The organism is Neisseria sicca (genome assembly GCF_017753665.1).
GTDB classification, from domain to species: domain Bacteria; phylum Pseudomonadota; class Gammaproteobacteria; order Burkholderiales; family Neisseriaceae; genus Neisseria; species Neisseria flava.
Genome location: NZ_CP072524.1, coordinates 660,293 through 678,705, shown reverse-complemented (window position 1 = coordinate 678,705; position 18,413 = coordinate 660,293). Strand labels below are relative to the sequence as shown.

At 47.4% G+C, this 18,413-nt stretch carries 15 protein-coding genes, 2 tRNA genes and 3 pseudogenes; 7 read left to right on the top strand and 13 right to left on the bottom strand.

The genetic code is table 11. From position 1 onward, the window contains the following. The first annotated feature begins 9 nt into the window (after nucleotides 1–9). From pilV to J7445_RS03205, 4 genes are read left to right on the top strand one after another with little or no spacing between them, the layout of a single operon-like run. Nucleotides 10–687, top strand: coding sequence for a type IV pilus modification protein PilV (gene pilV / locus J7445_RS03220; protein WP_186805565.1), 678 nt, complete (start codon nucleotides 10–12; stop codon nucleotides 685–687). After that, nucleotides 687–1,661 (top strand): PilW family protein, encoded by a 975-nt coding sequence (locus J7445_RS03215; RefSeq protein WP_070656673.1) that lies wholly within the window; start codon nucleotides 687–689, stop codon nucleotides 1,659–1,661. The genes pilV and J7445_RS03215 overlap by 1 nt, the downstream gene beginning before the upstream one ends. Beyond that, nucleotides 1,640–2,218, top strand: coding sequence for a pilus assembly PilX family protein (locus tag J7445_RS03210; RefSeq protein WP_070656672.1), 579 nt, complete (start codon nucleotides 1,640–1,642; stop codon nucleotides 2,216–2,218). Before J7445_RS03215 ends, J7445_RS03210 begins: the two co-directional genes overlap by 22 nt. A 17-nt stretch (nucleotides 2,219–2,235) precedes the next feature. Next, nucleotides 2,236–2,727, top strand: coding sequence for a PilX family type IV pilin (locus tag J7445_RS03205; protein WP_029609877.1), 492 nt, complete (start codon nucleotides 2,236–2,238; stop codon nucleotides 2,725–2,727). 25 nt (nucleotides 2,728–2,752) lie between these two features. Here J7445_RS03205 and J7445_RS03200 read toward each other — a convergent pair. From J7445_RS03200 to J7445_RS03180, 5 genes and pseudogenes are all read right to left on the bottom strand, one after another. After that, nucleotides 2,753–2,860: pseudogene (locus tag J7445_RS03200) on the bottom strand (IS5/IS1182 family transposase); the annotation flags it as partial. Nucleotides 2,861–3,004: 144 nt separating this feature from the next. After that, nucleotides 3,005–3,841, bottom strand: a complete 837-nt coding sequence (gene panC / locus J7445_RS03195; RefSeq protein WP_019271720.1) for a pantoate--beta-alanine ligase — start codon at nucleotides 3,839–3,841, stop codon at nucleotides 3,005–3,007. Between the two features lie 171 nt (nucleotides 3,842–4,012). Continuing rightward, nucleotides 4,013–4,801 carry a 3-methyl-2-oxobutanoate hydroxymethyltransferase gene (gene panB / locus J7445_RS03190; protein ID WP_070656671.1) on the bottom strand — a complete coding sequence of 263 codons (789 nt, stop codon included), beginning with the start codon at nucleotides 4,799–4,801 and terminating at the stop codon, nucleotides 4,013–4,015. A gap of 146 nt (nucleotides 4,802–4,947) precedes the next feature. Further along, nucleotides 4,948–5,023: transfer RNA gene (locus J7445_RS03185), tRNA-Thr, on the bottom strand. A 36-nt stretch (nucleotides 5,024–5,059) separates the two neighbouring features. Continuing rightward, a tRNA-Thr gene (locus J7445_RS03180) sits at nucleotides 5,060–5,135 on the bottom strand. Between the two features lie 243 nt (nucleotides 5,136–5,378). Between J7445_RS03180 and J7445_RS03175 the strand changes: the two genes are divergently transcribed. Further along, entirely contained in the window at nucleotides 5,379–6,170 is a 792-nt protein-coding gene (locus tag J7445_RS03175; protein ID WP_019271718.1) for a polyamine aminopropyltransferase, read from the top strand. Between the two features lie 149 nt (nucleotides 6,171–6,319). Further along, nucleotides 6,320–7,573, top strand: coding sequence for a glutamyl-tRNA reductase (gene hemA, locus J7445_RS03170; protein WP_070656670.1), 1,254 nt, complete (start codon nucleotides 6,320–6,322; stop codon nucleotides 7,571–7,573). A gap of 247 nt (nucleotides 7,574–7,820) precedes the next feature. Here hemA and J7445_RS03165 read toward each other — a convergent pair. The 7 genes and pseudogenes from J7445_RS03165 to J7445_RS03135 form a co-directional block, all read right to left on the bottom strand. Next, nucleotides 7,821–8,023: pseudogene (locus J7445_RS03165) on the bottom strand (transposase); the annotation flags it as partial. Nucleotides 8,024–8,219: 196 nt separating this feature from the next. Further along, nucleotides 8,220–8,522, bottom strand: coding sequence for an ArsR/SmtB family transcription factor (locus J7445_RS03160; RefSeq protein WP_070656669.1), 303 nt, complete (start codon nucleotides 8,520–8,522; stop codon nucleotides 8,220–8,222). Nucleotides 8,523–8,601: 79 nt separating this feature from the next. Then, nucleotides 8,602–9,123: a rhodanese-like domain-containing protein gene (locus tag J7445_RS03155; protein WP_070656668.1), complete on the bottom strand. Its 522-nt coding sequence runs from the start codon at nucleotides 9,121–9,123 to the stop codon at nucleotides 8,602–8,604. 12 nt (nucleotides 9,124–9,135) lie between these two features. Then, a complete protein-coding gene (locus J7445_RS03150; RefSeq protein ID WP_070656667.1) occupies nucleotides 9,136–9,330 on the bottom strand; it encodes a YgaP family membrane protein in 195 nt (64 codons plus the stop codon). Nucleotides 9,331–9,658: 328 nt separating this feature from the next. Then, nucleotides 9,659–11,155 (bottom strand): class I SAM-dependent DNA methyltransferase, encoded by a 1,497-nt coding sequence (locus J7445_RS03145; RefSeq protein ID WP_070656666.1) that lies wholly within the window; start codon nucleotides 11,153–11,155, stop codon nucleotides 9,659–9,661. Between the two features lie 18 nt (nucleotides 11,156–11,173). Next, on the bottom strand, nucleotides 11,174–12,574 hold the full coding sequence (locus J7445_RS03140) for a restriction endonuclease subunit S (RefSeq protein WP_070656665.1): 1,401 nt from the start codon (nucleotides 12,572–12,574) through the stop codon (nucleotides 11,174–11,176). Beyond that, nucleotides 12,562–15,405: a type I restriction endonuclease subunit R gene (locus tag J7445_RS03135; protein WP_070656664.1), complete on the bottom strand. Its 2,844-nt coding sequence runs from the start codon at nucleotides 15,403–15,405 to the stop codon at nucleotides 12,562–12,564. The genes J7445_RS03140 and J7445_RS03135 overlap by 13 nt, the downstream gene beginning before the upstream one ends. Nucleotides 15,406–16,410: 1,005 nt before the next feature. On the opposite strand from J7445_RS03135, the pseudogene J7445_RS03130 reads away from it, so the two are divergent. Beyond that, nucleotides 16,411–17,012: pseudogene (locus tag J7445_RS03130) on the top strand (transposase); the annotation flags it as partial. A 54-nt stretch (nucleotides 17,013–17,066) separates the two neighbouring features. Here J7445_RS03130 and J7445_RS03125 read toward each other — a convergent pair. Further along, a complete protein-coding gene (locus tag J7445_RS03125) occupies nucleotides 17,067–18,410 on the bottom strand; it encodes an FAD-dependent oxidoreductase (RefSeq protein WP_049229542.1) in 1,344 nt (447 codons plus the stop codon). Nucleotides 18,411–18,413 lie beyond the last annotated feature (3 nt).

Sequence of the window (18,413 nt, the reverse complement as noted above, 5' to 3'; positions counted from 1 at the left end):
TACCATCCTATGAAATACATAACATTACATACAAAAGGTCGTCTGAAAACGAGCAAAGCGAGTTTCGCCAAAACCCGTTATTCAGATTTTTACAAACCTAACCAAGCAGGTATGACTTTAATTGAAGTCTTGGTGGCCATGTTCATCCTCGCAATCGGCGTACTCGCCCTGCTCGCCATCCAGTTGCGTACCGTTTCCAGCGTACGCGAAGCGGAAGGGCAAACCATCGTATCCCAGCTCACTCAAAACTTAGTTGAAGGTATGCTGATTAATCCAAGGCTGGAAGAATGCACTCGTAACAATAGTCAGCGTGGATTTTGTAAAACATACATTGATGACTACATTACTGCCGGCTCTAGTGATAATCCCAAAAACGAAAAATTAGATCCCACAACCAGCATGAGCAAAAAAAGTTTAGCAAAAGCACAAATCGCACAATTCGATCAAGCCTTGCGTGCTGCTTTACCTGAATCCGAATTTCATTATGAAATCTGCCAAGACAGTTCTAATAAAGAACCTACTTATGATGGATCATTTAATTCTCATTGTGACAAAAAGGCAGATGCTGATACTGTTATTAAAGTGTTATGGCTTAAAGATGCAGAAAGCGACAAAGCAGCAAGCGGCATAAAAAGACACGAAGACTCTATTGTTTACACCTACCAAGTACGCGTAAGGGAAAGATAATGAATAATAAAAACCGCCCACACATTCCGGTAAAAGCAGGTATGCAAGGCTTCAGCCTGATTGAATTCCTTGTGGCAAGCGCATTAAGCATGATAGTCCTGCTGGCCGTCAGCTCAGGCTATTTCACTGCACGCAGTTTGAATACTGCTGCCACAGCGCGCTTAAATGTTCAGCAGGATTTGCGTAACGCATCTAATCAGATCGTACGTGATGCCCGTATGGCGGGAAACTTCGGCTGTTTCAATATGTCGGCATATGATGCTAAAGCTGTTATTGAAGACTTTGGTTCCCAAGAGTTCTTCACGCTCAAGAACGGACAAACCCTTCCTGCCGTTAGAGAAACAAATGCTCTAGGTGCGACTGGTTTTGCACAGAGCGGTAAAGCACTGATTTTCCAATATGGTATAGATGCCACATCACCAACCGCGGCAACAGCAGTAGCGAGCAGTTGCACAAATATTACCAAACCAGGAGAGCAAATTACCGATGGTAAAAAATTCTTAAAAACAGATGGTTCTCAAGCTGGCAATATTTCAATCATGAAACATGAGGTAAATGCTTATGCTGTTGGTACGGTAGACGGGCAAGAAGGTTTGTACCGTTTCCAACTGGCTGACAACGGTACATGGAGTAATCCGCAGTTGCTGATCAAGGGAATAAAAAATATGGACATCCATTACTTTTATACTGAAGGATGCCCTGAGACTTTTGAAGGAAGTGAGGCTGCATCAGCCCCTACCCCCACCACCACTACTGGAAATGCACAAAATCAGGGAACAAGTCAGGAAAAAGACGAAAAATTCAAATATACTAAAGATTTTTCCAATAAAGAAACACCTGCCTCCATCGAGATCCTGTTGAACGGAGGTAACAGTATCAATGTAGGCAAAAACAATGATAAAAATGAAGTCCAAATCTATCGAATCAACGCGACTGTACGCGGAGGAAACAAATGCGCAGACCGATTACTTTAAACCATCCTGCTAAAGCCTCTGCACAAAAAGGCTTCGCATTATTCATTGTCCTGATGATCATGATCGTCATCGCCCTGCTCGTCGTTACCGCGACCCAGTCCTACAACACTGAGCAGCGAATCAGTACTAATGATGCCGACCACAAGTTTGCTACTACGCTTGCGGAAGCAGCATTGCGTGAAGGTGAGAACCACATTTATGAAATCGAAGACGGTAAAAAACCATTTACTGATGATTGTGCCGAAGGATTGTGTAAAGCTGCTAATGTTACAGCGGGAACCTACACTATTGCTTCAGGAACAATTACCGTCAGTGGTAGTTCAAAAGATGAAGCATGGATTCGAGAAGACAATAAAAAAGAAACAAAATACATTGATATTAACGGAATAAAATATCCAGGTGTAAATAGTGGTGCGAAAAAAGATGCGCGTTATATCATCGAATACCTAAGCACCAATTCTACCGACAACCGTACCATTTACCGCGTTACCGCCAAAGCATGGGGGGAAAACGAAAATACGGTGGTTATACTACAATCTTATGTAGCCAACGAATAAAATAAATAGATAAAATCATGAATACGTCTATCACTAAATCTCAAGGGTTTACGCTGGTTGAGATGCTGATTGTCGTTGCTATCATCGGCATCCTCAGTACCATCGCTTACCCTTCCTATATCCATTACATCGAACGCGGCTATCAATCTCAAGCGCATACGGAACTGCTTGCTATTAACAATGCCTTAAAAACCGAATTAGTCAAAAATCCTACCCTTAAAATAAAAGATGAAATTGAGGGAGATACGGGATTGGTTAAGGCCTACAAAGCTGCGCCCGAGGTCGCTGCCAAATACGACTTCAGCGGTGAAATGAAAAATAAGGACGCTAAAAACAGCAGGGCTTATTATCTTTTCGCTACTCCGAAAACCGGTACTGATTACAAACTTTCCGTTTGGATGGATAGTTTGGGCAATGCCTACAAATGTACCGATGCAGAATCTGCTAAAGCCAAGTCAACAAGCAAAAACGGCAATACAGGCTGTGAACAGGTAGGTTATAAAAAATAGAGGACTAAATCGGCTCTTTTATTTATAGTGGATTAAATTTAAACCAGTACGGCGTTGCCTCGCCTTGCCGTACTATCTGTACTGTCTGCGGCTTCGTCGCCTTGTCCTGATTTAAATTTAATCCACTATACTTTTTAAGTCTCAAGATCTATTTTGTTAAAATCTAGTTTCGTCGAATAATATCGGCTATCCATATTCCAAAATATAGCGATAAAGCAAACAAAAGGTCGTCTGAAAACACATTTGGTTTTCAGACGACCTTTTTCTATGCCAACAATCAAGCCAAGCTGACTTCCAAATTATCAATCAGACGCGTCGTTCCCAAGCGGGCGGCGGCGAGGACGACAAGGGCTTTGTCGCCGGTGCGTGCGACGGCGAGGCTTTCTGCATGGCGGATTTCGACGTAATCGACTAGCCAGCCTGCCTCGGTCAGTCGGCGGACGGTTTCCGTTTCCAATCCGACATAATCAAGATTACCGTTTTTGAGTTCGGCAGCAACACGCTGCAATTCGCGGTACAGGCGCGGGGCTTCGGCGCGTTCGGCTTCGCTGAGGTATTGGTTGCGGCTGGAAAGCGCGAGTCCGTCGGCGGCGCGTCCGGTATCGACAGGAACGATATCAATATTGAAATTCAGGTCTTCGACAAAGCCTTTGATAATCGCCAACTGCTGGTAGTCTTTTTTGCCGAAACAGGCGGTATCGGGTTGGACGATGTTGAACAGTTTGCTCACGACAGTAGCGACACCGCGAAAATGCCCAGGACGGAATTTGCCGCACAATTCGTTTTGAAGGTTGGGCGGTTCGACGTTGAAACGTTGCTCGACATTGGGATACAGCTCTTTTTCGTCGGGCGCGAACACGACGGCTACGCCTTCGTTGGCAAGTTTGTCGGCGTCTTGCTGCAAGGTGCGCGGGTATTTGTCGAAATCCTCGCCCTGCCCGAATTGCAGGCGGTTGACGAATATGCTGACAACAACGTTGTCGGCGCGTTTTTTGGCTTCGCGAACGAGGGCGAGATGGCCTTCGTGCAGATTGCCCATAGTCGGAACAAAGGCAACGCTGCCTGCGTTTTTGCGCCATTCGCGTAATTCTTTAATGGTATGAATGATTTGCATGGTGGAAAATGTCCTTTATCTTTTTCGGGATTGCGGCGCACAGCCGCTGTGTTTTGCCAGCCCGAAAATCACGCGCCGATTATACGCTGGGAACACGGACAAACAAAGGTCGTCTGAAATTCGGTTTTCACGATGAAAACCTTTTCAGACGACCTTTTTCAGTTGAGGGTATCAAGCAAACGAATGTTCTGAAGCGGGGAAGGTTTTGGCTTTGACTTCATGAACATAGGCTTCAACGGCAGCTTGGACGCTGTCTTTACCCTGCATGAAGTTTTTGACGAACTTAGCGGTTTTCCCCGGGAAAATGCCGAGCATATCGTGCATAACCAAAACTTGTCCGTCGCAATCCACACCTGCGCCGATACCGATGGTCGGGCAAGAGACAGTTTCAGTTACTTTTTTCGCCAATTCCGCCGGCACGCATTCCATCAATACAATGGCTGCGCCCGCTTGGTCATGTGCTTTCGCATCTGCCAACAAGGCCTCCGCCTTATCGCCTCGCCCTTGCACTTTATATCCGCCAAACGCAAACACGGACTGCGGGGTCAAGCCGATATGGGCGCAGACGGGAATGCCGCGCATTTGCAGGAATTCGGTGGTTTCCGCCATCCAAACGCCACCTTCGAGTTTGACTATATGCGCGCCCGCCGCCATCAGTTCGGCAGCGGCGGCAAACGCCTGTTCTTTACTCTGCTGATACGCACCAAAAGGCAAGTCGCTGACAATCATCGCGTTTTCCGTACCGCGCGCGACATTTTCAGTGTGGTAACACATATCACGCAAGCTGACGGGCAACGTGGATTTGCGTCCCTGCACGGTCATACCCAAGGAATCGCCCACCAGCAAAACATCGACGCCGGCATGGTCCATTAACGCGGCAAAGCTGGATTCATAGGCGGTCAGCATGGCGATTTTTTCGCCTTCCGCCTTCATCTTTTGCAGTGTGTTCACAGTAATCATTGGAATGTGTTCCGCCTTTTTCAGACGACCTTTTAAATGGAAACGGGCTATTATAGTGAAATGCCCGCCGCCCTGCCACCATACCGCTACCGTCCGAACGGCAAACGCAAAACAGCCCAACTGCTTTCACAATCGGGCTGTTTGATTGGTGCCGGCACCAAGAGTCGAACTCGGGACCCCCTGATTACAAGTCAGGTGCTCTACCAACTGAGCTATACCGGCTTACTGAAATACCTTGCGGCACCTTCAGTGATAAACTGGTGCCGGCACCAAGAGTCGAACTCGGGACCCCCTGATTACAAGTCAGGTGCTCTACCAACTGAGCTATACCGGCAAAGAAGCCGAATTATGCCGTTAACTGCCCCGCTTGGCAAGAACTTGTTGCCAACAAAGTAAATTTTTATAAAAAATATCTGATTTAAAAAGAAATTTATTTCAGGCGTAATGATTACCCCATATATAAACCAAGCCACTCAGACGTATAACCGCCAGGTCGTCTGAAAAACAACCGCACAAAAAGCATTTCAGACGACACTCTGATAAAATACTTCCCTTTCCCCTCCATCCGTCCTACACCATGCCACGACACCCCTACCGCCGCCTGCGCCCCGCCAAGTCCGACCTGCCCGAAGTCGGCATTTCTGAAGAAGGCAACATCCGCTCGTTACATCTGGGCAGCGACACCATCCAAAGCTCGATGAACCTCGACCATCCCGCCGAACTGGTTTTGTCGTACAGTCGCGCAATGATGGGCTGGCTTCTGTTTGCTGAAGAAAAGCCGAAACACATCACCCAAATCGGTTTGGGCGGCGGCTCGTTCGCTCGTTGGATAGATAGTTATTTACCCGACACCAAGCAAACCGCCGTGGACATCAACCCGCAGGTCATCGCCGTCGCACGCAGCCTGTTCGAGTTGCCGTTTGAAGGGGAAAACTTCGAAATCGTCGAAGCGGACGGCGCGGAATACATCAAAGTGTTCCGCCACAATACCGACGTGATTTTGGTGGACGGCTTCGACGGCGAACAAATCATCGATGCGCTGGTGGAGGAACCCTTCTTCCAAGACTGTCGCAGCGCCCTCTCGCCCGACGGCGTGTTCGTGACCAACTGGTGGAGCGGCGACAAACGCTACCAACGCTTCGTCGAACGCCTGCTCAACGTCTTCGAAGGCCGCGTGTTGGAACTGCCCGCCGAAAGCCACGGCAATATGGCAGTAATGGCATTTCAAAGCAGCCCGAAAGAACAAAACCTCGACAAGCTGAAAAAACGCGCGGAAAAATTAAGCGGACAATACGACTTGGATTTCAAACGGATGTTGAACGATTTGAAAGCAAGCAACCCGAACAACGGCAAACATTTTTATCTGTGAGATGAACAGGTCGTCTGAAAACTTAAAACCGCTGACACATAAAATTTCAGACGATCGCCACCTATCCGCTCCTCTTTATCCGTTCATTTCATACCTGAATTGGGCTATAATACCGCCCGACACACACCATTCCGCAAAACACCCTCCCCATGCAACTCACCGCCGTCGGACTCAACCATCAAACTGCGCCCCTGAGCATACGCGAAAAATTAGCATTCGCCGCCGAGCATCTCCCCGATGCCGTTCGTGCTTTGGCACACAGTCCGGCTGCTGACGAAGCCGTCATTCTGTCCACCTGCAACCGTACCGAGCTTTATTGCGTCGGCGATACCGAGCGGATTATTGAATGGCTCGCCGAATATCATAATCTCCCTATCGAAGAAATCCGTCCTTATCTCTACACTTTAGACAACAACGAAACCATCCGACACGCCTTCCGCGTAGCCTGCGGGCTGGATTCCATGGTATTGGGGGAACCGCAAATCCTCGGGCAAATCAAAGATGCCGTCCGTATCGCCCAAGAGCAGGAAAGCATCAATTCACATCTCAATGCGCTGTTCCAAAAAACCTTCTCAGTAGCCAAAGAAATCCGTACCGATACCGCCGTCGGTGAAAATTCCGTATCTATGGCATCCGCCTCGGTCAAAATGGCGGAACAAATTTTCCCCGATATTGCCGATTTGAATGTTTTATTTATTGGCGCAGGCGAAATGATTGAATTGGTGGCTACCTACTTTGCCGCGAAAAACCCCAAACTGATTACCGTCGCCAACCGTACCCTGCCCCGTGCGCAAGAATTGTGCGACAAACTCGGTATTACTGCAGAACCTCGCCTGCTGACCGACCTACCTGAAATTTTGCACGAATACGATGTCGTCGTTTCTTCAACTGCCAGCCAGCTGCCATTGGTCGGCAAAGGCATGGTTGAACGCGCTTTGAAACAACGCCATAACATGCCTGTTTTCCTATTGGATTTGGCCGTCCCCAGAGACATCGAAGCAGAAGTGGGCGAACTTGGAGATGCCTATCTTTATACCGTCGACGATATGATGAACATCGTCCAAAGCGGTAAAGAATCACGGCAAAAAGCCGCCGCGGCCGCCGAAGCCATGGTTGAAGAAAAAGTCGGCGAATTTATCCAACAACAAAAAAGCCGCCAAAGCGTTCCGCTTATCCGCGCACTTCGCGATGAGGGCGAACGCGCCCGCAGACAAGTGCTGGAAAATGCAATGAAGCAACTGGCGAAAGGTACATCCCCCGAAGAAGTCCTTGAACGCCTCTCTATCCAATTGACCAACAAACTGCTCCATTCCCCTACCCGAACTCTCAATAAAGCAGGCTCAACCGACAGTGATCTTGTAGAGGCTGTTGCCCAAATTTATCATTTAGACAAAAATGATTGAAGCTATAAAATATAAGGGTCGTCTGAAATCTCAAATAGCGTTTCAGACGACCTGGTATTTTCAAGAATAGCCAAGACCTTTGCGAAATATAGTAGATTAAATTTAAACCAGTACGGCGTTGTCTCGCCTTGCCGTACTATTTGTACTGTCTGCGGCTTCGTCGCCTTGTCCTGATTTAAATTTAATCCACTATAACCCTTTTTACCCAACAGTTAAAATTCCAACACAGATTTTCGGCTGTTTTCCGTTGTCCGAGCAGGACGGCTTTGAATGCGGACAACAGGGTATAGGCGGGACGGCCGCGATGGTCTCGGAGATAACGTTTTTTTGTCGATTCAGGTATTGCTCGATCGGTTACCAATCAATCATCTGCTCCAACTTTAACAGTCGGAAACAGTCGATATGTTGGGCAATCATGGCTTGTGCGGTTTGCCGGAAGAAGATGCTCATAGAAAATCCCCTAAATGTCTTAGTGGGAGTTTAGGAGATTTGGAGAATTTTGCAAAGGTCTCAGGTTCATTAGGCATTAGGCAATAGTGCAAAGGGTAGATTACTAAACACAACAAAAAGGTCGTCTGAAAAATTTTCAGACGACCTTTTAGCTTAATTTTTCCGAATAGTCTCTCCAAGGTGGTACAACCATATTTCAATCTTTTCCTGCACAGAAAAGAGAATACAGCAGCTGTATCATCTCGTTAACTCGTGAATCGGCAATGTAATATTGCCGCTCTCGGTGGTTCACTTCAAAAGACACCAATCCGGCCTCGCGCAACAGGGCTAATTGACTGGACATCGCCGCTTGAGGGAGACCGGATGATTCAGCCAATTCGGTTACATTGTGCGGTCTTTCGTGCAGCTTACACAGTACGGCGAGGCGATTGGGGTTTGCCAGTAGCTTAAGGAAAGCGGTGGCTTCTTCGTAGGGCGGTTGATTATCGGCAGTGGTCATGGTTTGCCCTTTTCGGCAAATGTGAAGGTCGCATTATCAGTCATAACTGCCGCAGCGGCAACTTTCAGACGACCTCTGTTTAACGGTTCCATGGCATTTTAGCCAGCAGTCGTGCCATGCCGCAGAATCCGGTTAAACCGGCTGTCAACAGGCCTGCGCCAACTACCGCATCTATCAGATAAAACCAAGGCGACACCAGCCAACCTGCCAACACGCCGAACAGAACCAACCCGCCCGCGATGGTTTGCACCTGCCGCATGATGTCCGGCGCGGCGTGTTCGGCAACTATGGGGAGACCGGCAGCTTTCCATGCCTGTAAACCGCCTTCAAGAATGTAGCACTCGCGTCCCCGACCAAGTTCCACCAATGCTGCTTCTGCCTGCGCCGTGCGTTTGCCACCCAAGCAATAAAAAATCAGACAGGGCGCAGCGTTGTCGGGCAGTTTGTCGCGATGCCGCTCCGGTGGTAGGGACAATGCGCCGCCGATATGCCCACCCCGATATTCTGCTTGGCTGCGAATGTCTGCCGCTATCGCGCCTTCACGGATTTTCGCTGCTGCTTTAGCAGGAGTAATTCGTGGAAGTTGTCCTTCTTTACTCATATTTTGCCTTCTTTATTTTTTGTTGATGTGGCAGGTATTGATGCCCAATAAGCTATACAACGCGCAGCTTCCTATCAAGGCGGTAGCCAGCGGGATGATGCCCAACCAACCCCACCAGCCGATTTGACCTGTTGCAGCGGCGGCGATTAAGGCTACTCCAATGATAATACGGAGAGTGCGATCCAAAGTACCTAAATTACGTTTCATTTAATTGCTCCTTGTTTGAGAGTGATTCATCTAAAAATAAAAATATATAATAAAAATCATATATAAGAAATATTATATCTTTTGGATAATTGTGTCAAACAGTTTGTAGCCATGCGGTTCAGAAGGATGAGATAACCTTATTTTTAAACGGGTATGTGCAAGCTAAGTTATACCTGATTTGCGACACACAAGGAAAAGGTCGTCTGAAAATCGGTAAAACCGATTTTCAGACGACCTTTTATACCTCTACTTAGCAAGCTAATTCACAAAATCATTGAAGTTGTAATGAGATTCGGCAGTTGCCTTAGTCTATTAATTGATGGTCTGACTAATCCGCCAACTGCTCGGCAACGCTTCGAAAACTCATCAAAGCCGCTTCGATATTTTCAATGATTTCATCGGCTAAAATATCGGGGGCGGGCAGATTGTCCAAGTCGGTTAAAGAATGGTCTTTCAGCCAGAAAATATCCAAGCTGGTTTTTTCGCGCTGATTGATTTCATCGATACCAAATTTACGCCAGCGTCCGTCGGGATTGTTTTCGGCATGATAGGTTTCTGCGCGCTTTGAACGGTCTTCGGGGCAATAGCAGGTAATGAAATCCTGCAAATCCGCCAACTGCATCGGTTTTTTCTTCAGCGTATGATGCACGTTGGTGCGGTAGTCATACACCCAGACTTCATGGGTAACGGCTTTTTCCTGTGCGGGGCGGTTATCAAAGAACAACACATTTGCTTTCACGCCTTGGGCGTAGAAAATACCTGTTGGCAAACGCAAAATCGTATGCAAATCTGTCATCTGCAATAGTTTCTTACGCACGGTTTCGCCTGCGCCGCCTTCAAACAGCACATTATCGGGTACGACCACGGCAGCCCGCCCGTTGTTTTTGAGCATAGTGTAAATATGCTGCAAGAAATTAACTTGCTTGTTGGAAGTGGTTGCCCAAAAGTCTTGGCGGTTATAGACAAAATCTTCGGTTTCGGCTTCACCTTCGGCATTGGTAATGGTCATGCTGCTTTTTTTGCCGAATGGCGGATTGGCTAAAACCAAGTCCACTTTGCGTGCGCTTGGCGCAACCAAGGAGTCATCGGAGCTGATCGGGCTATCGCCGTCCATTTCGCCGATGCCGTGTAAAAACAGGTTCATCAAACACAAACGGCGGGTATTGGCGACGATTTCATTGCCGAAAAACGTCCCTTTTTTTAACCGCTCTTTTTGGTCGGTGTTTAGATTGGCGTGTTTTTCCAAATAGCTGTATGCCGCCAATAAAAAGCCGCCGGTGCCTGCTGCCGGGTCGGCAATCAGAGTATCCGGCTGCGGGCGGACGCATTCGACAATTGCTTGAATCAAAGCACGCGGCGTAAAGTATTGCCCCGCGCCGGATTTGGTATCTTCGGCATTTTTTTCCAAAATGCCTTCGTAAATATCGCCTTTTACATCCACACCCAAGCGCGTCCATTTGGTTTCATCAATCATCGCCACCAAACGGGATAATTTGGCAGGGTCTTGGATTTTGTTTTGCGCCTTGGCAAAGATTTGACCAAGCAAGCCTTTGCGCATACTTAAATCGCGCAACAAAGCGAGATAATGACTTTCCAATTCCGCGCCCGTGCGATCGGTCAGACTTTGCCAGTTGTATTCTTCCGGAATGCCGACATCACGATTGTAGGGTGGCTGGCTGTATTCAAACGCCATTTTCAAAAAAATCAGATAAGTAATTTGTTCCAAATAGTCGCCGTAGCTCACGCCGTCATCGCGCAGCATATGGCAGAAACTCCAAACCTTTTGGACGATGGCATTTGAAGTGTGGTTTTGCGTTGTGGTCATATTCGTTTTCTCTTTAATTTATTTATTCAAAAGATTACCTGAAAAAGCCGCTTTTAAGACGGCCTGTTTGAGCAGCTCGGCTTGTTTGAGTTGTTTGGCAAGTTCGGCGGCAAGTTGGTCGCAGGCGGTGAGTTTGCTTTCTAAAATGGCAACGATTTGGGTTTGTTCTACTAGAGAGCAATATGGAATCTCAAAATTTCTCAAACTAGATAATGCAACTGTTTTTTGAGCTGTTCCAGTTGATAATTGTTCAGCTTGCTTAAAGACTTGTGGACTCTGCAAAATATAAAATAACCATCTTTGAGCAGATATTTGCTCTAAGGGTGAGATTAGACCAATATGCCGCTGGAAACAGAATTTTTTATCAAAATTCACCATTACCGGAATACCAAAACTACCTGTAACAGTATATAAAATATCACCTTTTTTTGGTTTTCTTAACTCGGATATTTGATTGTAATAATCCTCGTTAACAAAAAAAGTATCAAAAAAATTAATGCTGAAATCTTTTTTATCAATGTTAGAAATAGTGATAAACGGAATGCCATTAGATGATTTTGGTGGTGCTTGATGATCCCCATCAGTAATATATTTCACAATTTTGTCTAATTTCACTACCCCCCACCCCCTCGGCAAATCTGCAAAATTTTCTTCAAACTTGACCGCTTGTGTCGGTGCTTTGGGCTTGCTCGGTTTTTTCCCTTCTTTTCCATTTTGTTCCCATTGGCTGACGGCTGTTTGCCAGTCAGCAAGCTGTTGGGCGTGGTGTTTTTCGCGGGTCGTCTGAATTTGGGTGAGCAGTTCGTTTTCAGACGGCAAGGTATCTGCGTGCTTGCTGCGCCATTCTTTGGTGAGCTCGCCGTTAAAGGCGTTTTTGAGCAGGGATTGGCGGTATTGTTGAATTTGTTGCGCTGCGGTTTTCAGACGACCTATGCCTTCGTTGATTTCGTCAAACAGGTTTTCGATTTTATTGACGATGGCTTGTTGGGTTTCAATAGGGGCTATTAAAAATTGGCATTTTTTTAAAAACGCAAAATGGCGAGAGTAGCCTCGATCAGTCAAATCTATTGATAAACAATAATAATAAGCATATTTAGGATAGATACCATTTTGGGGCTCTAAAACTTTGATTCCATCAGCACCAGCAACGAATGGAAAAGAAACGTATTTAAAACATTTTGTATGATCGCCAAAGACTATTACAGGACTGCTTATTTTTAAGATCAAACTTTCATCGTTTGAATATCCACCAATAAATAAATTTCCCTGATCAATTACAGGGTATTTCCCGTTATCAAGATATTCTTTTTGAGAGATTTTTTTATCACTTATAGATACGACATTAAAAAACATATTAAAAGGAACGTATTCCCACCCTTCTGGCAACTGCTGTTCTGTGGTTATTTTTATGCTGTCCATTGTCGGTTAATCTCGTCTAATAGGGTGTTAAAGTCTTGGTCGTTGGCCGCAATTTCACTCAATACATCATAAGCCTGCCCTAAGCCGCCGTGTTGGTTGAACGGAGTAAGTTCAAAGTCGTTTTCTTCGATGACAAAGGAAGTGATGATGTGGTCGCGAATCATGGTCAGCCATCGTATTTGCTCTTTGGTCAGCGGTTTGTCGGCGCGGCGGTTGTGTTCAAACGTCCATGTTTGGAAGTTTTTACGCACGGTTTTGGTAAACGGCGTGATTTTGTCATCAATGCCAATCACTCGGCGAACAAGGCTGACTAAGGCGGTGAGTTCGCTTTCTACCTGTTCGCTGACGTTATCCAAACGCGCGTACGCCTGCCAGATGTGACTAAATGCCAATTTCGGTTTGGCTTTTTTAATGGCGGCTGCCAGCTCTTTAATCATCGCTAGGCTTAAGGTTTGGCGTTGATAAGGCTGATTATAGAAAATCTGCAAGGCGGTAATTTCGTCTTTGTTGCTGCGTATCCATTCGGCAAAATCTTGGGTCAGGGTTTCATCATTTTCCGCCCAGCCTGCGTGGATGACTTCATCAATCTCGGCATCAATTTTCTGCTCGTTTTGTTTGCGGATTTCGTCCAATGTGGTGATGAGTTCCATGGAAAGCGGACGTGCGGCGGCTTTGACGCGTTGTTTTTGTATCTGTAAAACGGTTTTTTCAGACGGCATCTCATCAATGGAAATGCCTTCTTGCTCGCAAGCTGCCCGATGGATTTCGTCGGTGTTGATGGCGTGAAACAGGTCTTTGACCAATTGCGGTAATGGGACGCCGCCAGTAATGGCGGTGATTTGCTGCTGTTGTTCGTCATCAAGCTGTTTGTTTAAACGGGCAAGGCGTGCCGCCAATGAGCTAATGCTGTCGCTATCAAATGCGCCGCCGAAGACGACGGCTTTGCACAATTCGGAGAAGCTGACGGAACGCTTGGTGTCTAATTGCTGGCTTGCCGTTTTGAGGGATTTGGTTACACCGATGGCATCGACAATCACATAATGGGTTTTGGCTGAAGATGCGGAAGGGCTGACTTTTTGCAAGCCCTCTTTATCAAGCGTGCGTGTGCCGCGCCCTTTCATCTGTTCGAAATAGTTGCGGCTTTTGACATCGCGCATAAACAGCAGGCATTCGAGCGGGCGGACATCGGTTCCCGTGGCAATCATATCGACGGTAACGGCAATGCGCGGGTTGTAGCTGTTGCGGAAATTCGCTAAGACGGTTTTGGGTTCTTCGCCTTGTTCGATGATTTCGCCGTTTTCACCCACAATATCGTCTTTGGCTTTGTAAGTGATTTTTTTGCAAAATTCGTTGCCTTGCCCGAACTCTTCCCGCACCATTTTGATGATGTCGTCGGCGTGGCTGTCGTTTTTGGCAAAAATCAAGGTTTTGGGCACTTCTTGACGATTTGGGAATATCACCGGCAATTGGTCGCGGAACGTCCGAATAATGGTGCGGATTTGGCTTGGATTGACAACATCCCTGTCGAGTTGCTTGGCGGTATAGGCCTCATCGCTATCTTGTTGCTGCCAGCGTTTACGGCGTGTGGTGCGTTCGCGGTGTTCGACCAGCTCTTCGGCTTTGAATTTGCCGCCATCCAGGCTGATTTTGGTATTGATCAGATAGACTTCATTGCCTACGTTTACGCCATCGGCAACGGCTTGCTCGTGGCTGTATTCGCTGACGACATTTTGATTGAAAAAACCAAAAGTGCGGTTGTCCGGTGTGGCCGTTAAGCCGATCAGATAAGCATCAAAATAATCCAACACTTGCCGCCACAGGTTGTAAATGGAGCGATGGCATTCGTCGATAAAAATAAAATCAAAAAATTCGGGTGGCAGATCCGGTTGATAGGCAACAGGCAATGGTTCTTTTAAGCGGTTTTCCCATTCTTCCAATTCCATGCTGTCATCCGGTATCGACAGCTCTTCCCCTTTTAATAGCGAATACATGCGCTGAATGGTACAAATGCAGACTTCTACGCCGTTGGGAATGTGCGGCGATTTAATCACTTGAGCGTTGTAGAGTTCAGTAAATTTGCGGTTGTCGTCAGACGGGGTAAAAACTAACATTTCCTGCTCGGCCTGTTCGCCCAAATTGACGGTATCGACTAAAAACAAGATGCGGCGTTTGCCTGTGTATTTGAGCAAACGATACATAATGCTGATGGCGGTATAAGTTTTGCCTGCACCTGTGGCCATTTGAATCAAGGCGCGCGGTAAATCTTTTGCCAAGGAATCTTGCATATTTTCGATGGCGGTTAATTGGCAATCGCGCAATCCTAACGCCGCCGCAGACAGATGGTTAGGATTGAGTGGCGGTATAGCCTTGAGTTTGGCGCGCAGGGTGTTTTTGCCTTCGCTTGCCCATTTTTGTAGCGTTTCGGGGCGGTGAAAGTTGAATACTTCACGGGCACGCGGGGCGGGATCGTTGCGGTTGGTAAAACGGGTAATCACACCCGTGCTTTCATATAAAAAAGCAATATCCGCTTGCGGAATATGTTTGAGTTTGCTGTCGGCATAGCGCGCGCTTTGCTCTTCAACCGTATTGAGCTTATGACCAAAGTTTTCTTCTTTAGCCTCAATAATGGCAACCGGCTCTCGATCAACAAATAACAGATAATCTACCGGCCCGCTGTCGGTAGGATATTCACGCACTGCCACACCCAAATTGCTATTGGGATTAAAGTGGTTCACCGACTGTATCGCCCAGCCTGCCTGCTCCAATTTTTGATCGATGATGTCGCGGGCTTGCTGCTCGGGGTGTTGGTTGTAGGTTACCTGTTTGCTCATAAATACTATCCTAGATAACGCGTTAAAATTGATAAAAAAAGATAGTTAGCTGTGTTTGGTGAAGCTGTATAACTCACTGTCTCACTCCCAAAATCTAAACACGACAACTTTCCCAACTGCTCTGCAACTGCTTTTTATGATTTTCAATGATAACCCAAGTAGCTTTCATTTGCCTCAACTTCACAAGTAAGCATCCTAAAACTTTCTGCTTAAATGGTTTTACATTGAAACAATTTTGGTGCAAATGTATTTTCCTATTCGAAATCAATCTAAGATTATATGGGATAGATTAGGATTAAATCAGGACAAGGTAACGAAACCGAAACCAGAACCGGCTTAAACTTACCCTTTTTGTTTATATAGTGGATTAAATTTAAATCAAGACAAGGCGACGAAGCCGCAGACAGTACAAATAGTACGGCAAGGCGAGGCAACGCCGTACTGGTTTAAATTTAATCCACTATAAATAAGTAGAACGTGCAAGATCATGTTCAGTATTATGCATCAATGCAGAAGGCTGTCGGGCTCTCAATTTGGGTCAACTTGCGATATATAAAATAAACAGGTCGTCTGAAAACCGGAAAACCGATTTTCAGACGACCTTTTATGTAATTCTGTTTTAAAAGGGTTGTTTCTATATTATAGAAAAATGTAAATTGTATAATCGCTCAAAATCAATTAGTTGATTTTAATATTTCAATTTATCGCATAAATATGTAAAAATAAAGTGAAAAAGACCAAATTTTAGATCTTATTTTTTACACGGCGTTATAATCTCGCGCACATTTTGTCACTATTTCGCTATCGTTTTGTCATCGCGCAATGACAAAATGGCTGCAAAGCGATATGCCAATCAACATCAAAACGCTCCATAGCAGCTCTGAACAGCAATTTGATAAAAGCATAAGGAATATCGCAAATACTTTACCGCCAAATTCCTTCCTATACACCGAGATCTTTGCAAAATCCCCCTAAACTCCCACCAAGACATTTAGAGGATTTTCCATGAGCACCTTCTTCCGGCAAACCGCCCAAGCCGTGATTGCCAAACACATCGACCGCTTCCCTCTATTGAAGTTGGATCAGGTGATTGATTGGCAACCGATCGAACAGTACCTGAACCGTCAAAGAACCCGTTATCTCCGAGACCACCGCGACCGTCCCGCCTATCCCCTGTTGTCCATGTTCAAAGCCGTCCTGCTCGGACAATGGCACAGCCTCTCCAATCCCGAACTCGAACACAGCCTCATCACCCGCATCGATTTCAACCTGTTTTGCCGTTTTGACGAGTTGAGCATCCCCGATTACAGCACCTTATGCCGTTACCGCAACCGACGGCGCAAGACGACACCCTGTCCGAATTGCCGGAACTGATTAACTGCCAACTGACCGAAAAAGGCCTAAAAATAGAGAAAGCATCCGCCGCCGTCATTGACGCCACCATTATTCAGACCGCCGGCAGCAAACAGCGTCAGGCCATAGAAGTTGATGAGGAGGGACAAGTCAGCGGCCAAACCACACCGAGTAAAGATAAAGATGCCCGCTGGACAAAGAAAAACGGCCTCTACAAACTTGGTTACAAACAACATACCCGCACCGATTCTGAAATCGCTTTCAGACGGCATTTCCGTATCAAGTGCGGTCGTTTTACAACCAGTTTTTTAGCAGCCCGCGAACAAATCGTTCAGCCCTTCGGCGATGGTCGGGTGGGTGAAGATTTGGTTTTTGATGTAGGTGGCGGGGATGCGGTGATCGATCGCCATTTTGAACAGGTTGATAATCTCGTGCGCTTCGGCGCAGAACAGGGTTACACCGAGAATTTCGCCGCTGTGCGCGTCCACCACGGCTTTGAGCAGGCCGTCGGTTTGGTTGAGGATTTTGGCTTTCGGAATTGCGTCGGCTTTCAGTTTCAACACTTTCACCTCGCGCCCCGATTGCTGCGCGGCGGTTTCGGTTAAGCCGATATGAGCGAGCGGCGGCTCGGTAAAGGTGGCGGTCGGGAACGGGGTGCGGTCGGCGCGGTTGCGTTTGCCGTCGCCGAAAAGCTGTTCGCGCACGATGCGGTAGTCGTCGAGCGAGATGTAGGTGAACATCGGGCTGCCCGCCACGTCGCCCATCGCCCAGATGTGGTTTTTGCCTTGCACGCGCAGATGGTCGTCAACGAGGATGAAGCCGCGCTGGTCGGTTTTGATGCCCGCGTTTGTCAGGCCCAATCCTTGCGTGTTCGGCACGCGCCCCACGCCCACCAACACCGCGTCGGCGGTAAATTCGCCTTGCGACGTGATGACGCTGGTGTCCGCCGTATTGTCGCGGAACGCTTCAATCTTCACGCCTTGCAACACCTTGATGCCTTTGCTGTTTAATACGCGCAGCATTTCTTCGGCGATGTCGTGATCTTCACGCGGCAGGAAGCGGTCGCCGCCGTCGAGAATGGTGATTTCGCTGCCGAAAGCGTGGAACATAAAGGCAAATTCCAAGCCGATGTAGCCGCCGCCGATGATGACGAGGCGGCGCGGGCGTTCGTTCAGCGCGAGCACACCGGTGCTGTCCAGTACGCGCGGGCTGTCTTCGCCCGCCACACCCAGGCGGCGCGGGGTGGCACCGGTGTTGATGAAAATGCGTTCGGCGGTAAGGGTTTGCTCGCCGCCGTCTGGGTCAGTCAGTTTGACCGTGCGATCGTCGAGAAACTCGGCGCGCGCGTTGAGCACGGTTACGCCGTCCAGATTGTCCAGTTTGGCGAAATTGGCGGCGCGCAATTTCGGAATCAGGGTGTTTTTCGCGTTCATCGCCGCCGCAAACACTGCCGCTTTGTCGGCGTTATGCCCGCGCTGCTCGCTCTCGACAATCAGTTTTTTGCTGGGAATACAGCCGATGTTGATGCAAGTGCCGCCGTACATCTGCGCCGACTGTTCCACCAGCACGACCTGCTGCCCGTGTTTCGCCAAATCTGCCGCCAGCGTTTTGCCCGCTTTGCCAAAGCCGATAATAAGATTTTGTGTGTGCATAAT

Excerpts from the sequence above, each read along its gene's own strand:
- pilV (WP_186805565.1), top strand. The coding sequence starts at position 10 with ATGAAATACATAACATTACATACAAAAGGTCGTCTGAAAACGAGCAAA.
- J7445_RS03215 (WP_070656673.1), top strand. The coding sequence starts at position 687 with ATGAATAATAAAAACCGCCCACACATTCCGGTAAAAGCAGGTATGCAA.
- J7445_RS03210 (WP_070656672.1), top strand. The coding sequence starts at position 1,640 with ATGCGCAGACCGATTACTTTAAACCATCCTGCTAAAGCCTCTGCACAA.
- J7445_RS03205 (WP_029609877.1), top strand. The coding sequence starts at position 2,236 with ATGAATACGTCTATCACTAAATCTCAAGGGTTTACGCTGGTTGAGATG.
- panC (WP_019271720.1), bottom strand. The coding sequence starts at position 3,841 with ATGCAAATCATTCATACCATTAAAGAATTACGCGAATGGCGCAAAAAC.
- panB (WP_070656671.1), bottom strand. The coding sequence starts at position 4,801 with ATGATTACTGTGAACACACTGCAAAAGATGAAGGCGGAAGGCGAAAAA.
- J7445_RS03175 (WP_019271718.1), top strand. The coding sequence starts at position 5,379 with ATGCCACGACACCCCTACCGCCGCCTGCGCCCCGCCAAGTCCGACCTG.
- hemA (WP_070656670.1), top strand. The coding sequence starts at position 6,320 with ATGCAACTCACCGCCGTCGGACTCAACCATCAAACTGCGCCCCTGAGC.
- J7445_RS03160 (WP_070656669.1), bottom strand. The coding sequence starts at position 8,522 with ATGACCACTGCCGATAATCAACCGCCCTACGAAGAAGCCACCGCTTTC.
- J7445_RS03155 (WP_070656668.1), bottom strand. The coding sequence starts at position 9,123 with ATGAGTAAAGAAGGACAACTTCCACGAATTACTCCTGCTAAAGCAGCA.
- J7445_RS03150 (WP_070656667.1), bottom strand. The coding sequence starts at position 9,330 with ATGAAACGTAATTTAGGTACTTTGGATCGCACTCTCCGTATTATCATT.
- J7445_RS03145 (WP_070656666.1), bottom strand. The coding sequence starts at position 11,155 with ATGACCACAACGCAAAACCACACTTCAAATGCCATCGTCCAAAAGGTT.
- J7445_RS03140 (WP_070656665.1), bottom strand. The coding sequence starts at position 12,574 with ATGGACAGCATAAAAATAACCACAGAACAGCAGTTGCCAGAAGGGTGG.
- J7445_RS03135 (WP_070656664.1), bottom strand. The coding sequence starts at position 15,405 with ATGAGCAAACAGGTAACCTACAACCAACACCCCGAGCAGCAAGCCCGC.
- J7445_RS03125 (WP_049229542.1), bottom strand. The coding sequence starts at position 18,410 with ATGCACACACAAAATCTTATTATCGGCTTTGGCAAAGCGGGCAAAACG.